The sequence below is a fragment of the Oligoflexus sp. genome (assembly GCF_035638955.1).
Taxonomy (GTDB): domain Bacteria; phylum Bdellovibrionota_B; class Oligoflexia; order Oligoflexales; family Oligoflexaceae; genus Oligoflexus.
Genome location: NZ_DASQYZ010000368.1, coordinates 22,605 through 37,043, shown reverse-complemented (window position 1 = coordinate 37,043; position 14,439 = coordinate 22,605). Strand labels below are relative to the sequence as shown.

Genomic DNA, 14,439 nt, shown 5'->3' with positions numbered 1-14,439 from the left:
TCTCCCAAAATTACTTAGAGTGGGATCGCGGACATACCCAATTTATACCAAGCGCATGAATTCGAAGTACCAAGACACGCGCAACCTTTGAAGCTTGATAAAGCAGAGCCATTGCCGGCTTCATAGATCAACATTCCGGAGTTGGACTGATTACAGACGGGGGCAGCAGCGTAACCAACTTTAGTAACGCCGTCCTTGCCTGCGGTACCTGTATCACCCTTGGGTCCTTGAGGACCGACGGGACCTGCAACACCTTGTGGTCCAATTGAACCAGCGGCTCCGGTTTCACCAGTTGAACCTTGGGGTCCGGCAGGACCAATTTCACCCTTGTCGCCTTTTTCACCTTTAGCACCAGCAACACCCTGCACACCTTGAGCACCGGCAGGACCAACGTCACCCTGATCACCTTTGTCACCTTTTGGACCAACTTCACCGACTGCGCCTTGAGCACCTTGGGGACCGGTCGCACCAACCGCACCTTCTGGGCCTTGCGGACCGACGGGACCAGCGATACCCTGATCACCCTTCAAACCTTGCGCACCGGCGTCACCTTGGGGACCAACGTCACCTTTATCGCCTTTGTCACCCTTCAGACCCTGAGCACCCTGTGGACCGGTTTCACCAGCCAAGCCTTGAGCACCTTGAGGACCGGCAGGACCAATATCACCTTTCGCACCTTGAGCTCCGACATCACCAGCAGCACCTTGAGGACCAGCAGGACCAACGTCACCTTTATCGCCTTTGTCACCCTTCAGACCCTGAGCACCCTGTGGGCCGGTTTCACCAGCCAAACCTTGAGTACCCTGAGGACCGGCAGGACCAATATCACCTTTGGCTCCCGCATCACCTTGAGGACCAGCAGGACCAATGTCACCTTTATCGCCTTTGTCACCCTTCAGACCTTGAGCACCCTGTGGGCCGGTTTCACCAGCCAAACCTTGAGCACCCTGAGGACCGGCAGGACCAATATCACCTTTGGCTCCCGCATCACCTTGAGGACCAGCAGGACCGATATCACCTTTATCGCCCTTGTCACCCTTCAGACCTTGGGGACCGGTTTCACCAGCCAAACCCTGAGGGCCGATAGGCCCAACATCACCTTTTGCACCTTGAGGACCAGCTTCACCAACCAAACCTTGAGGACCAACATCACCCTGGTCACCTTTATCGCCCTTGTCACCCTTCAGACCTTGAGGACCGGCTTCACCAGCCAAACCTTGCAGACCCTGAGGACCAGCTTCACCTTGATCACCCTTGGGACCTTGGGGACCAACGTCACCTTTTGCACCTTGAGGACCGGCTTCACCGGCAACACCTTGTGGACCTTGCGCACCAGTTTCACCAGCTAAACCTTGAGGACCTTGCGCACCGGCAGGACCAGCTTCGCCTTGATCACCCTTGGGACCTTGTGGACCCTGAGGACCAATTTCACCTGCTACACCTTGCTGACCAAGATCACCCTTGTCGCCTTTGGGGCCTTGTGGACCCTGAGGACCAATAGGACCAGCTTCACCAACAAGACCCTGCAGACCAGGAGCGCCAGCAGGACCAGCATCACCTTTAGCACCAGCTTCACCGGCAACACCTTGTGGACCGATGTCACCCTTGTCGCCTTTATCACCCTTCAGACCCTGCGCACCGGCAGGACCCATATCACCCTTGTCGCCTTTGTCACCCTTAAGTCCCTGAGCACCGGTTGCACCGATATCACCCTTGAGACCCTGAGGACCAGCGGCACCGATATCGCCTTTATCACCCTTCAGACCTTGAGCACCTTGTGGCCCAACATCACCTTTATCACCCTTGTCGCCCTTGTCGCCCTTGTCGCCCTTATCACCTTTGTCACCCTTCAAACCCTGAGTACCCGAAACACCAGCAGGACCCATGGGACCTGTGGCTCCAGTCGCACCGTTCAGACCAGGCAAACCGGTGGGACCAACATCACCCTTAGGACCCTGAAGGCCTTGTGGACCCTGAGGACCTGCAGGACCGATAGGACCTTGAGGACCGGGCTTGCCGACTGAACCCAACAGGTCACCCAAGCGGAATCCGTGCTTCACTTTGATAAGGGGAACTTTGGACATCTGCGTGACGTAAGAATTCGGGACCAGACCGAAGTCGCTCTCTTCATTGAATTGAGCCGAGATGTCATCGCTGGTGACAAAGATCAAACCGTAGTTTTTCTTGGTAGAAATCGCGTCTTTCACATAGCTCGTGATGGGGACTTCAATCATTTTCTTGGATGCGCTGTTATCAATCGAGATAGCGCTGATGGCCTGAGCTTCCCAGTTTCCGTCATTCAAGAGGGAACGGTCAGCATCCCAGTACCAGTTCTTGTTCTTGTAAGTCCAAGGCGCGTTCGCTTTAACGACAAAAATCGTACCTTCACCTGAATTGCTATTCACGTAAAGGCCGATGGTAGCGGCTTCAATTTCTGCGGCGCTGGAGAAGCGGCTCAAATCAAACCACACGTAAGTGGCTCGTAATTTATTTTTGGAACCTGTGATCTGCAGTTTGGTGCCCTCAGATTGAACCTTACCACTATCCACTTCAACCGTGACGGCTTTCGAGGCTGGCTCGATCTGGATGAAGGACGTTGCCAACGCTGTTGAACTCATCAGTAACGCACCGACTGACACAACAACTTTGGTTAAACCGAGAAGAGCTTTCATAACGCCCCCTTTCCCATCGAATTGAATGGCTTGCCTCAACCTCTAATGAGTGAAAGGGTACAAAGGCCTTTTCGGCCATAGTTGAGCGAAGCTGAATGAGCGCGCATTTCACCTGTTAAGTCCGAACGATAAGTTGGACTTATTATTTGCAACGCTGGAGAGTGAATTTATACTTACGGTAAGATGCTGAAATGCTTGAGCAATTTATCCCATCGATCGCTTTTGGAATGACCCATAGAAACTAGATATGGATCTCAACCTGCTGCGCGGTTATCCGAGTGGCTATGCTTTGCAAAGGTGAGGTCGCGGGAAAGCAGAGATCTTTGCCATCACCGCAATCGAACGCAGCGCCATGAGCGTGACAAATCAAAACACCCTGCTGGATTTCACCGAATTCAGAAAGTTTGATCTCCTGATGCGAACAAAGATCGACAAAAGCCGACACCTCATCACCGCGCCGAATCAAAATGAAATCCGTACCCTGCTGTGAAAAAGGAATGATGGTATTCTCAGGCAGGTCCTGCAAGGCCCCCACTCTCACCCATTGACTCATGACTTATCCTCGGACCAAAGGGTCAGGATTTTTTCCAAAGCCTGCCATGGCAGGCGCACGCAGCGCGAGCGCACAGGATAATCACGCAGCCCATCAAATATCTGCCACACGGCTTCCGCACTGGGCTCGACACCTTCCTTGCTGACTCTTTGAAACTGATCCAGGCAAAGACGAGCGTCTTCGATCGAAACATTCTGGAGGAGCGAGCTCATGAGTGATGAACTCGCAATAGACAGCGAACAGCCGGCGCCCGTGAACTGAAAACTCCGCCGATCGGGGCTTGCGCCGTCCGTTAAGAAAACTTCCACATGATCGCCGCAGGTCCGATTGTGCTCTTCGGCCGCAAAACGAACCGCGTCCGGCTTTCCGAAAAAACGCGGCTGTTTATAATGATCAATGATGATCGCTTTGAATTCAGGGTCCTGTGATTTTTTCATCCGCTCGCTCAAGCGAAAAGTTTTTCCGCTTTGTGCAAGGCAGCGACGAAGCGGTCCATATCGTTTTCATCATTATAGACAAAGGGCGCCACACGCGCTGTGGCCGGCAAACCGAACAGCTCCATCAAAGGCTGCGCACAATGATGGCCGGCACGGATGCAAACCTGCTCAGTATCACAGATGGCAGCCAGATCATGCGGATGAATCGTCTCATGGGACATGGTGACAAGGCCGATCCAATCAGGACCTGGTTCAACCATTAAACGGACCTTGGGAAAGTGCCGCTTCAGCTCGTTCACGAGCCCTAAACCCAGAGCACGATCATGCGCCAATGTCTTGCCAAGATCGAGCCCCTTCAAAAATTCAAAAGCCGCACCCAGTCCCACCGCACCAGCAATATTGGGCGTGCCTGCCTCAAACTTACTGGGCAGGATGTTCCAGGTCGAACCGTTGACTGTGACCTTTTCAATCATATCGCCGCCACCCATATAAGGTGGCATACGATCCAGGAGACTCTTGCGTCCATACAGAATGCCGATGCCGGTAGGTCCGAACACCTTATGACCACTGAAGGCATAAAAATCGCAATCGAGTTCCCGAACATTCACCGGCAGATGCGCGATACCCTGCGCACCATCAATGACCGTCGCAGCCCCCACACTCTTCGCGAGCGCGATCAGTTCCCGCACAGGATGCTCAATGCCCAGGACATTGGAAATATGCGCAAACGCCATGATTTTGGTGCGGCTGTTCACCATCCGGGCCGCCTCCTGCATATCCAGGCGACGATCCTGATTCAAAGGAATAAACCGCACCTTGGCCCCAAAACGGTCGGCCGCCAGCTGCCAGGGTACGATATTGGAATGATGCTCGGCGATGGTCAGAAGGATTTCATCACCGGGCTTCAAAACGATCTGACCCAATGAATGCGCCACGAGGTTGATGGCCTCGGTGGTACCGCGGGTAAAAATGGTCTCTTCCAGCGAGGCGTGAATCGCCGCGGCGATCACAGCTCGGGAACCTTCGAAAGCGCGGGTTGCGGATTCAGACAGCTCATAAACGCCGCGGTGAACGTTGGCATTCTCTTCCGCATAATATCGGTTCATCCGATCGATAACGATCTGAGGTTTTTGACTGGTCGCGGCGCTGTCCAGGTACACGAGTCCTGGGTGAGCGGCGAATATAGGAAATTCTGCTCTCAAATGCTTCATCCTCGATGAGATCGGGCGGCAAGGCCAGATCGGTATTAGGACTGAGACCCCTGATTTAGCGAAGCAATCCGGGCGTCGCAAGCAAAATATGGGTTTTCTTGAGTGGTTTGGTCAAGTATTTTCGGGGTTTTAGCAGCAATTCCGACATATCTCCCCCGACCCGGTGGGAAACCCCGCCGGGCCAGGGTTCTTCCGGCACATTCACGGCTGTCGGACTGGCTTTACGGCCGTTTTGAACACAAAATCCCAGAGCGGATAGACGACACCAAAATTATGGCTGTCCATATACCGGGGATCATGATGAAGCCGATGAAATTCACGCTGATAGCGCATCCAGCCCAGCCTCATGACCCAATGATCTTCCGGCAGGTGCGAACAAAAATGCACCAGTTCATAGAGAAGAAAATAAACCGCTCCCATACCAGCCCCGATCCATCCCGCATTCACTCCAAACAGCAGCCAGAACAGTCCAAACAGGAGCGGCGCCCCAGCCACGATGTAACCAATGATGGCCAAGGGTGGGAAGAGCATAATGTGAAAATCGCGAGTATCCCGCCAGGTCACGCAGGCATCCGTAAAAAAGCGATGATGCTGCAGGGCATGAATTCTAAACGTGAAGGGCGCCACACCACGCAGGGGCCTATGCAACGGAAACTTATGGATGACAAACACCACCAGCTCACCGAGCAGAAGCATGACAGGGATCAACAGCAGTTCCATCCAGGTTGGCTGTCGCACTTGACTGAATAAAAGGGCAGCGGCCACGACCAGGGTGGTCAGCGTAAAGGTCAAATGCAGAACGCCTGAATAGTAACCTGGAATCACCTTGTCCCGGTAAATCTGCCGATACTGCTCAATCTGATAACTCATGTTCCCCTCCTTGAACTTTTCCATGCACGATCGTCGTGAATGTAACACTAATTTTTTCAGAGTTCATCTTAGTAAATCTCAGCTCCAAACCCTTGCTGTATGTTCCTTTGCTGACAGAACAGATTATTTACACCAAAATCCTCCTATCGCAATCAATTACCTTGAAAAAAAGCTCAAGCATTGGAATACCTGCAGTAGGAAATTTCTCCAAACATCCATTTCGAAAAAGAGGTTCTTCATGAACGTTGGAAAATGTCATTGGGCTCTTGCGTTGTCTTTGCTCGCCAGCGGCTCTGTATCCTTGGCTGAAGACAGAACACCGGAAAACCCAATGGATTCCATTCCCGTGCTGGTTCCATCCGATCCGATCACCATTGAAAACATTCAATACAATGGCACCGGCTGTCCGCTCGGCACCGTGGCGCAAAACGTGTCTGATGACAAACAAGCCTTCACCCTCACCTTCTCTGAATTCTTCGCCGAAGCCGGTCCTGGGATCAGCCTGGCCCAAGGCCGCAAAAACTGTATTGCCACTGTAACTCTGCACATCCCATCAGGCTGGCAATATTCGGTCGCGAACTTCTATTACCGCGGATTCATGCAACTCGATGAAGGTATCAAAGCCGATCACTCGGTGGACTATTCGTTTGAAGGCCAAGGCCGCACCAGCCGCTTTGCTTCGGTAACAACCGGTCCCTTTGAAAACGATTATGTTTATTCCGATAGCGTTGGCATCGAAAGCAACGTCTGGTCACCCTGCGGTGTGAGCCGTGCGTTGAACCTGAACACTAAAATTCGGGTCAGCAATGCCAGCACTACCGCGTATCCGAATGCTCGTGGTTTCATCACCAACGATTCCATCGATGGTCAGATCACCCAGGTCTTCGGTCTGACCTGGAGACGCTGTTCGTAAGTTGGACAGCTGAAGGACGGGGGCCTGAACCTGTCCTTTGTATAGACAAACTCTATCGAGCTATAAATTAAATTCATAAATATAAGAATATCCAGCCTTGCAGATTCGGTGGGCATGGGATGTAATCCAATGAAACTGCAAAAGGCTTCCCCATGGTAAAGCTCGTCAGTATCTTTCTTGGACTTACACTTATTCCTGGCTCTCCCGTGGCTGCGAATGCCTTATATAAAGTCGCCGTCCTGCAGATCGGAGGAGCAGGGACAGATGCCAAGGCTCCCAACATAAGCATGGCCAAAGCTTACTGCGAGAAAGCTAAAGTCAACTGTGAGATTGTACCTTTGCCGACCACCCGAGCCTTCAGCGAGCTGCAGGCCAACCGGGTTCAATTCCTTATATCCTTGGACCATGACTCGTCCACTCCTGCTTCTGAAAAAATAACTAAAATAGAAACAGTTTCTATCGTTGTCATTGCACGCAAGGAAGTACGCGGCTGCGAAGATCTTAATTCGATGACTCTCGCGGCATTCAGAAATGTTTTGTATGCGAAAAAACTCACGCAAAAATGTCCAGGTCTTAAAATCACCTGGACCAATACATATCCTCAGGCCATACAGATGTATCGCAGCAAGCGTGTGCAAGGCGTACTCGGCGTGGCCAGGAATTTTGATCAAAAATCGGCTTTTGTCGTCCTCCAGCGTGAGGACATAAAATCTCAGGTTGGCGTGGAGGATGTCTGGTTGTTCGGGAATGAGTCATCTGGAAATTCTGAAGCCGCTTTGAAGTTCCTTTCCATGAGACGGTAATGGGTAAAGATAGATTCGGTTAATCAAGTCGATTGAAAACATGAACTGTTATCTCCTGCGCGGGAGGATTAAGATCCGGTGGCGTGAATGAAGGAGCATGTAGGAGAAAGCGCTCATGACAAAAGCAACCGTTACCCCTTCCAGAAATTTGCTAACCCCCAACGACCACACTCTCATCATGATTGATTTTCAATCGCAGATGGCCTTTGCCATCAAGTCCATCGACCTTATTAGCCTTCGAAATAATGCCGCGCTCGTGGCCAAGGCTGCCAAAACTTTTAAAGTCCCAACCATCCTTACAACCGTTGCGGAAAAATCGTTCTCTGGGCCTATGTTCGCAGAGATTCGCGATGTCTATCGCGAGCAGACCGTCTTCGATCGCACATCGATGAACGCCTGGGAAGATGACAAAGTTGTCGCCGAGATCAATCGCATCAATCGCTCGCGAATTGTCCTTGCCGGTCTGTGGACCTCTGTCTGCATCTCGGACCCCGCACTCTGTGCGATCGAGCAGGGGTTCGAAGTCTATGTTCTTACAGATGCCTGTGGCGACGTGACGACCGAAGCTCATGAGATGGCGGTGCAGCGTATGGTTCAAGCTGGTGCGAGGCCGCTCACATCGCTGACTTACCTCCTTGAACTGCAGCGGGACTGGGCCCGTGGCGATACCTATGAAGCCACAACGACAATTGCCAAAGAACATGGCGGCGGGTACGGCCTTGGTATTGCGTATGCGAAGGCCATGTTTGGGGGAAAAGAAGGGCACTGAAGGGAGAAAACATAATGAGCCTGACCTACGCTGATGCCATTTTCCTGAATGGCCGTATCGCGACGCTTGACCCATCCCGTCCAGAGGCGACCGCGCTTGCCGTCACAGGCGATCGAATTTTAGCTGTTGGGTCCGATAAGGATATTTCCGTCCATCAAGGACCGAAGACGCAGGTTGTCGATTTAGGTAAACATCGAGTCATCCCGGGATTGATCGACAGTCACATCCACGTGATCGGTGGCGGCTTGAACTATAACATGGAGCTGCGCTGGGACGGTGTAGACTCGCTGTCCACGGCCATGCGAATGCTCAAGGAGCAGGTCGATCGAACACCCGCGCCCCAGTGGGTCCGCGTTGTAGGTGGCTTCACGGAACATCAGTTTGCAGAGAAGCGTCTGCCCACGCTGGACGAGATCAACAGGGTAGCACCGGAGACGCCGGTCTTCATTCTGCATCTCTATGATCGGGCCCTTCTCAACAGGGCGGCCTTGCGTGTCTGTGGTTATACAAAAGAGACCAAGGATCCTCCGGGCGGCCAGATCACAAGGGACGGAGCAGGCAACCCCACGGGACTGCTTCTCGCCAAGCCCAACGCCATGATCCTTTATGCAACGCTGGCCAAGGGCCCTAAGCTCCCGTTTGAATACCAGGTGAACTCGACTCGACATTTCATGCGTGAGCTCAACCGACTTGGAGTGACAGGTGTGATTGACGCCGGTGGGGGCTTTCAAAATTATCCTGAGGACTACGAGGTTATCAATCAGCTGGCGAACAAGGGCGAGTTGACTCTTCGCATTGCTTATAACCTCTTCACCCAAAAGCCCAAGGAAGAATTATCCGACTTCAAGCGTTGGACCGAAATGGTCCAGCCTGGGCAAGGCAGTGACTATTTTCGCCACAATGGAGCCGGCGAGATGCTGGTCTTCTCGGCAGCAGACTTCGAAGACTTCCGCGAGCCTCGACCCGATCTGGCTCAGAGTATGGAAGACGAGCTCGAAAAGGTTGTCCGATTGCTGGTTGAAAAGCGCTGGCCCTTCCGTTTGCACGCGACCTATGACGAGACCATCACGCGAGCCCTTACGGTCTTTGAGCGAGTGAATCGCGACATCCCATTCGATGGCCTGCATTGGTTTTTTGATCACGCCGAAACCATTTCCATGACCAGCATCGATCGTGTCAAACAACTAGGAGGTGGCATTGCGGTCCAGCATCGCATGGCCTATCAGGGCGAATATTTCGTGGAACGATACGGAGCGGCTGCAGCGGATCGATCACCACCTGTGAAGGACATGTTGCATGCAGGCCTGCCTGTGGGCGCTGGCACCGATGCGACCCGGGTCGCGAGCTATAATCCATGGATGAGCCTGTCATGGCTGGTGACGGGTAAGACGGTCGGAGGGCTGAAGCTTTATTCCGATACTCGTCTTCTCGACCGCGAGACAGCGCTCCGTTTATGGACCGTCTCCAACACATGGTTCTCCAATGAAGAAGGCAAGCGCGGACAAATTAAAAATGGCCAGCTCGCCGACTTCGCCGTCCTGAGCGATGACTATTTCGGGGTCGATGGCGATGCTATCAAAGATATTACATCTTGGATGACTGTGGTCGGAGGAAGGATCGTCCACGGCGACGGCCCGTTTAGTGACAAGGCTCCGAACCTGCCACCGCCCATGCCCGACTGGTCTCCCATCAAGTTCTACGGCGGGTATCAGAGCCAAGCAACGCGGCTTAGCACCATGGCTGACAACAAGGCCTCGCTGCCCTGCTGCTCCGTTCATCCCATTCGTAAAACCGAGCGGCATACCATCGAGGAAGCCGCCTTGGATTGGAGCATGGGCTGCATGTGTTGGGCTTTTTAAATGATGCAACATGTTGAAAAACAGACTGTGAAACACGCGAGCCAGGATTCAGCATGGACGCCGCTGACCATCTCGCCTTATGGTCGGATGTGGCTGGCGGCGGTAGTGTCCAACATCGGTGGCTTTATGCAAGGCATCGGCGCCGCATGGTTTCTTACGGTCGCCGGTCTATCCGCGACATGGCTTGGCGCGCTCCAGGCCGCAAGCGCCTTGCCTATGTTTATGTTCGGACTGTTCGCCGGGGTCCTTGCCGATCTGCGCGACCGCCGCAGCATTATTCTTGGGGCTCAGCTCTGGCTTATGGCCTCGTCAGGAGTTCTCGCCTGGCTCGCGTTCACGGGGCAATTGACGCCAACTCTCCTTCTTATCCTGACGTTTTGCATGGGCGTGGGCAGCGCCTTTCATATGCCGTCCTGGACAGCAACTCTTCCGAAACTCGTTCCGAAAGAACAGCTTGCCGCGGCCATTGCCCTTTCGGGAGTTTCGATAAATCTGGCGCGAGCCGTGGGACCAGCGCTTGGGGGTGCGTTGATCAGCGCATCCAGTGTAGCCGCAACATTTTTTTGTAATACTCTCAGCTTCATGTTCGTGTTCGCGATCGTCTGGTCGTGGCGACCTGTCGATGCTCAGCCATCAGTTGTCCGCCCCCGTGAAAGTTATCTCGCGGCCTCCAAACTTTCCTTGATCTATGCATGGCGGTCACCGGGTGTTAAAGCCGTACTTTTGAGAAGCTTTGCGGCCCTCTTTGCGGCTGGAGCCCTGTGGGCCCTGCTGCCTCTGCGAGCGCGCAACGACCTGGGACTTGCCTCAGGAGGCCTCGGCTTTCTTCTTGGTTGCGTTGGGGCAGGATCAGTTGGCGGCGTCTTTCTACTTGGCGAGGTGAGACGCCGTAAACTTTCCATTGATCATATCCTTTCTGCAGGTGCGGGACTCTTTGCTGGATCCACCTTGATTGTGGCGCTGGTGGATTCCGTGTCCGTGGTGAGTATCGCCCTGGCAGTCGGCGGTGTGGGTTGGATCGCAATGATGGCAACGTTTAATTTATGTGCTCAAATTGCTGTGGCGGGATGGGTGCAGGCACGAGCCGTTGCCGTATTTCTGGTGGTCACTCAAGGGGCCTTGGCGCTGAGTGGAATCTTCTGGGGTTACCTTGCGGACCGTTCGACAGTGGCCACCAGTCTCATCATTTCAGCAGCTGTTTTGATTCTGCAGATTGCGTTGACCAGGATCAGGCCCTTGTCCTGGCTCTCAGGTCGCGACCTGAATCCTTCCGAGGCATTTGCGAGAAAAGCCGATGAGAGTGAGTTTAGAGGGACGGATGGACCTATTGAAATTCGCATCAGCTATCATATTCAGCCTCAGCACACGGCGCCGTTTCTTGTCGCTTTGTACGAGCTTCGAAATATTCGCCTGCGGGACGGGGGCTACGATTGGAATGTCGTGTGCAATTCTCGTGAACCGGGTCTTTTTGAAGAGGTTTTCTGGATCAGCACCTGGGCGGATCACCTTCTTCAACATCAACGCATGACAAAAGAAGACGAAGCTATTTATACCAAGGCTCGAAGTTTCCACATTGACGAACGCGGCCCGAGCGTCGTTCATCGGGCCGCTGTTCAACTGGGATGAGGTGGACCTATCGTAAGTGGCGGCACAATCTGCATAACACGGATCGCCACAGGGACAATCCGTGTCAGAGGACACTTAAAGATTGATACCGGTCGAAAGAAGAAGGTCCTGAGTTTCCTGGCTCGTGCTGACGCTCAGTCCCACGTTGTTTCTTCCAAAGTGATAAAGCGCTGCGGCGCGCACGCCAACGTCACCTGATCGTGAGCCCTCTTCATTATAGAGGCCGCGGTACAAGACTTTAGGCATAAGGTCCAGGGAGCCGAAGCTGAAGACTGGACCCACATCCAGAACCAGCGAGTACTGATCATAGTGATCTTCGGCGCTCATGGATATAACCTGGAAACCTGCTTCCAGGTTCACAGGGGTCAAGGTGGGGCGCACGGCAAAACCCACGCCCAGTCCAGAATAGTGGGCTCGATTGTCGCGAAGGGTGTGGGGACCAGCAACGATCTCCATCCGCTGGGTCCAACGCGGCTTTTCTGGAGCCGGCGCTTCCTTCACGGCAGGCAGGATCGGCTCGCGGCCAACAGCGGCCAGGACCACCGCCTTTTGACCAAACTCAGGGTTCTCACCGCCATGGAAGAGCTCAACCTTCAGTCCAGGATACTCCTTCGCGATGATGTCCTGAACGGCCTGAGCGCGGCGCTTGGAAAGATTATAGTTATAATCAGAATCGCCAGACGAGGACGAGGTCGTGAACACCACCACCTGCTCAGGCACCTGAGCGAGCGTGCGCACCTCGGTGATACACGCTTCAACCTGAGCCTTGTTAGGCACGGCGCTGTCAAAGGGAAAATCGATGACGCAGCGGGATGTGGAAAGCTTCGCCTCGGTCGCGTAAAGAGCTGCGCCTGGGCTGATTGCAAGAGCTAAGAATGTACTGATTCGTTTCATGGATGCTATGCCTTTGCCTATCGGTAATTATTCTTTATGTGACGTGCCTTGGTCTGTGATCACACCGAAAGCGGTGACGATCTCCTTACAGGCCTGATCCTGGCAAACGCCAAGGACCGACTTCGTGGCGTCGGCAGCCTTGCCGTCCGAAACGCCCGCGCCCAAGGTGAAGCTGACGACTCGAAGCGTGCAAACGGTCTGTCCATTCTCTTCAATTCCAAAGAAGCCAGCATCAGTCACTTGCTGCTCTGCCTCCCGCGCCTGAATCAGGATATTATCCTTTTGCAAAATCAGTTTTGCCTTGCCGTCGCACGCGACCAACTGCGAGCTGACCTGGACATCGGAAATGTTGACTTTGATGACGAAGATTTTGTTTTGCAGGGCGTGGACTTCTGCATTAAGGCGTTGGACCTTAGCCTGAGCTGCGTCCAGATCCTTCTGCGTAGAAGCAAGCTTATCTTTCAACGCCTGGATCTCTTGTTCAGATGCATTACGCAATCGCGCGAGCTCAGCTTCCAAATCAGCCTTCGCTTTAACGAGAGCCGCTTGCTTCTCTGCACACGAGCGAATTTCAGCCTTGGCGTCGGTGAGGGCCTTCTCCGCTTCGGCGAGTTTGCGCTCCAGCTCCGTGCGGGTACCCTTTTCCTCCTCCAGCTGCTCGCGCAGCGTATCAATCTCTGCTTGCAGGGTTTCAACGCGCGACAGCAGTTCAGGACTGTCGACTTCCACGTACTCGGTGATCACGACTTCGCGAACCTTTTCCGGCTTGTCGCTCTTGATGTCGCCGCAGGCTGTTCCTAGAAGAAGCAGGCTGACGCTCATAACGCTTGCGATTTGACTCTTGCTATAAAACACTCTTGTCTCCCTAATATCTAAAACCGGAGCGACTGAAAACCGTCGCAGCCAAGCGACTCATATAACCGCTATAAGTTAGACTTTCAAATGGGAGAGATGCGATTTCGTTCTCAGACTCTGACTTCGGTGTCAAAATGTAGCAGAGCGAGTCCAGGGCGAGCTCTGGCTACCATGCAAGGTCCAGTCTTCTCTGTGACTTTGGCGGTAGGAGACAACCCGACCAGCAACGAGTGTCATGCCTATCGACAGAGCGATGCCAGTGGTGTTTCAAACCGGTGGCAGATCGAACAGGATGACCTCGGCTTCTGTCTACCCGACGATTTCCAGAACTTCTTTATCGGTCAAGGCAGCTCCGTCTCCTGCCCGAAGCTCGTCCTTACCAAGTCCAATCGAACCTTTCACAACCTGCACCCAGACCCCACGGCCTGGACGGACACCGAAGTGGAGGCTGGCATGAGGCCGCAACCTGGCAAGATACATATCCGCGTCCTGCTGAATCGGAATCGAGCCGTTGCGACCATCGGATGATGCGGCCAACACCAAAGGCTCTTTTTCGAGTTCGTGAGCAAAAGACTTTTGACCATACGAAGGCTCGATACCCTTCTTGTCCGGCATGATCCAGATCTGAAAAAAATGGGTCTCGTCATCGGCTTCGTGATTCATCTCGGAATGCGTGACACCATGTCCGGCGCTCATCTTTTGAACTTCGCCAGGACGAATGACCGTTTTATTGCCCATGGTGTCCTGGTGCTCCAGAGATCCTTTGACGACGTACGATATGATTTCCATGTCACGGTGCGGATGACGTCCAAATCCGGATCCACCTGCAATACGATCTTCATTGATGACCCGCAAAGGTCCGAAGTTCATGTGCTCAGGGTCGAAGTAATGGGCGAATGAAAAGGTGTGGCGCGACTTGAGCCAGCCATGATTCCCTAATCCACGTTCATCTGAGCGTCTAATAGCCAACATAGTGC

Annotated in this window: 13 protein-coding genes; 5 read left to right on the top strand and 8 right to left on the bottom strand. The window is 53.4% G+C overall.

Going from position 1 to position 14,439, the window contains the following annotated elements:
• Positions 1-14: 14 nt before the first annotated feature.
• From VE954_RS32250 to VE954_RS32230, 5 genes are all read right to left on the bottom strand, one after another.
• Positions 15-2,672: a DNRLRE domain-containing protein gene (locus VE954_RS32250; protein WP_324960770.1), complete on the bottom strand. Its 2,658-nt coding sequence runs from the start codon at positions 2,670-2,672 to the stop codon at positions 15-17.
• 241 nt (positions 2,673-2,913) lie between these two features.
• Positions 2,914-3,225 carry a Rieske (2Fe-2S) protein gene (locus tag VE954_RS32245; protein ID WP_324960768.1) on the bottom strand — a complete coding sequence of 104 codons (312 nt, stop codon included), beginning with the start codon at positions 3,223-3,225 and terminating at the stop codon, positions 2,914-2,916.
• Entirely contained in the window at positions 3,222-3,662 is a 441-nt protein-coding gene (locus tag VE954_RS32240) for an iron-sulfur cluster assembly scaffold protein (protein ID WP_324960766.1), read from the bottom strand. Before VE954_RS32240 ends, VE954_RS32245 begins: the two co-directional genes overlap by 4 nt.
• 8 nt (positions 3,663-3,670) lie before the next feature.
• A complete protein-coding gene (locus VE954_RS32235; protein ID WP_349263851.1) occupies positions 3,671-4,873 on the bottom strand; it encodes a SufS family cysteine desulfurase in 1,203 nt (400 codons plus the stop codon).
• 201 nt (positions 4,874-5,074) lie between these two features.
• Positions 5,075-5,743 carry a sterol desaturase family protein gene (locus VE954_RS32230; RefSeq protein ID WP_324960761.1) on the bottom strand — a complete coding sequence of 223 codons (669 nt, stop codon included), beginning with the start codon at positions 5,741-5,743 and terminating at the stop codon, positions 5,075-5,077.
• 238 nt (positions 5,744-5,981) lie between these two features.
• On the opposite strand from VE954_RS32230, the gene VE954_RS32225 reads away from it, so the two are divergent.
• The 5 genes from VE954_RS32225 to VE954_RS32205 all read left to right on the top strand — a co-directional run bounded on the left by VE954_RS32225 (position 5,982) and on the right by VE954_RS32205 (position 11,713).
• Positions 5,982-6,656 (top strand): DUF4360 domain-containing protein, encoded by a 675-nt coding sequence (locus VE954_RS32225; protein WP_324960759.1) that lies wholly within the window; start codon positions 5,982-5,984, stop codon positions 6,654-6,656.
• A gap of 152 nt (positions 6,657-6,808) precedes the next feature.
• Positions 6,809-7,459 carry a transporter substrate-binding domain-containing protein gene (locus VE954_RS32220; protein WP_324960757.1) on the top strand — a complete coding sequence of 217 codons (651 nt, stop codon included), beginning with the start codon at positions 6,809-6,811 and terminating at the stop codon, positions 7,457-7,459.
• Between the two features lie 115 nt (positions 7,460-7,574).
• The gene (locus VE954_RS32215) at positions 7,575-8,228 is read left to right on the top strand and encodes a hydrolase (RefSeq protein ID WP_324960755.1); all 654 of its coding nucleotides are present in this window, start codon (positions 7,575-7,577) and stop codon (positions 8,226-8,228) included.
• A 14-nt stretch (positions 8,229-8,242) separates the two neighbouring features.
• Entirely contained in the window at positions 8,243-10,087 is a 1,845-nt protein-coding gene (locus VE954_RS32210; protein WP_324960753.1) for an amidohydrolase, read from the top strand.
• Positions 10,088-11,713 carry an MFS transporter gene (locus VE954_RS32205; RefSeq protein WP_324960751.1) on the top strand — a complete coding sequence of 542 codons (1,626 nt, stop codon included), beginning with the start codon at positions 10,088-10,090 and terminating at the stop codon, positions 11,711-11,713. It abuts the gene before it with no gap.
• Between the two features lie 75 nt (positions 11,714-11,788).
• Here VE954_RS32205 and VE954_RS32200 read toward each other — a convergent pair whose 3' ends face one another.
• The 3 genes from VE954_RS32200 to VE954_RS32190 all read right to left on the bottom strand — a co-directional run bounded on the left by VE954_RS32200 (position 11,789) and on the right by VE954_RS32190 (position 14,434).
• Positions 11,789-12,607, bottom strand: coding sequence for a hypothetical protein (locus tag VE954_RS32200; RefSeq protein WP_324960749.1), 819 nt, complete (start codon positions 12,605-12,607; stop codon positions 11,789-11,791).
• A 27-nt stretch (positions 12,608-12,634) separates the two neighbouring features.
• Positions 12,635-13,462, bottom strand: coding sequence for a hypothetical protein (locus tag VE954_RS32195; protein ID WP_324960747.1), 828 nt, complete (start codon positions 13,460-13,462; stop codon positions 12,635-12,637).
• 309 nt (positions 13,463-13,771) lie between these two features.
• On the bottom strand, positions 13,772-14,434 hold the full coding sequence (locus VE954_RS32190) for a pirin family protein (RefSeq protein ID WP_324960745.1): 663 nt from the start codon (positions 14,432-14,434) through the stop codon (positions 13,772-13,774).
• Positions 14,435-14,439: the final 5 nt, after the last annotated feature.

Excerpts from the sequence above, each read along its gene's own strand:
- VE954_RS32250 (WP_324960770.1), bottom strand. The coding sequence starts at position 2,672 with ATGAAAGCTCTTCTCGGTTTAACCAAAGTTGTTGTGTCAGTCGGTGCG.
- VE954_RS32245 (WP_324960768.1), bottom strand. The coding sequence starts at position 3,225 with ATGAGTCAATGGGTGAGAGTGGGGGCCTTGCAGGACCTGCCTGAGAAT.
- VE954_RS32240 (WP_324960766.1), bottom strand. The coding sequence starts at position 3,662 with ATGAAAAAATCACAGGACCCTGAATTCAAAGCGATCATCATTGATCAT.
- VE954_RS32235 (WP_349263851.1), bottom strand. The coding sequence starts at position 4,873 with ATGAAGCATTTGAGAGCAGAATTTCCTATATTCGCCGCTCACCCAGGA.
- VE954_RS32230 (WP_324960761.1), bottom strand. The coding sequence starts at position 5,743 with ATGAGTTATCAGATTGAGCAGTATCGGCAGATTTACCGGGACAAGGTG.
- VE954_RS32225 (WP_324960759.1), top strand. The coding sequence starts at position 5,982 with ATGAACGTTGGAAAATGTCATTGGGCTCTTGCGTTGTCTTTGCTCGCC.
- VE954_RS32220 (WP_324960757.1), top strand. The coding sequence starts at position 6,809 with ATGGTAAAGCTCGTCAGTATCTTTCTTGGACTTACACTTATTCCTGGC.
- VE954_RS32215 (WP_324960755.1), top strand. The coding sequence starts at position 7,575 with ATGACAAAAGCAACCGTTACCCCTTCCAGAAATTTGCTAACCCCCAAC.
- VE954_RS32210 (WP_324960753.1), top strand. The coding sequence starts at position 8,243 with ATGAGCCTGACCTACGCTGATGCCATTTTCCTGAATGGCCGTATCGCG.
- VE954_RS32205 (WP_324960751.1), top strand. The coding sequence starts at position 10,088 with ATGATGCAACATGTTGAAAAACAGACTGTGAAACACGCGAGCCAGGAT.
- VE954_RS32200 (WP_324960749.1), bottom strand. The coding sequence starts at position 12,607 with ATGAAACGAATCAGTACATTCTTAGCTCTTGCAATCAGCCCAGGCGCA.
- VE954_RS32190 (WP_324960745.1), bottom strand. The coding sequence starts at position 14,434 with ATGTTGGCTATTAGACGCTCAGATGAACGTGGATTAGGGAATCATGGC.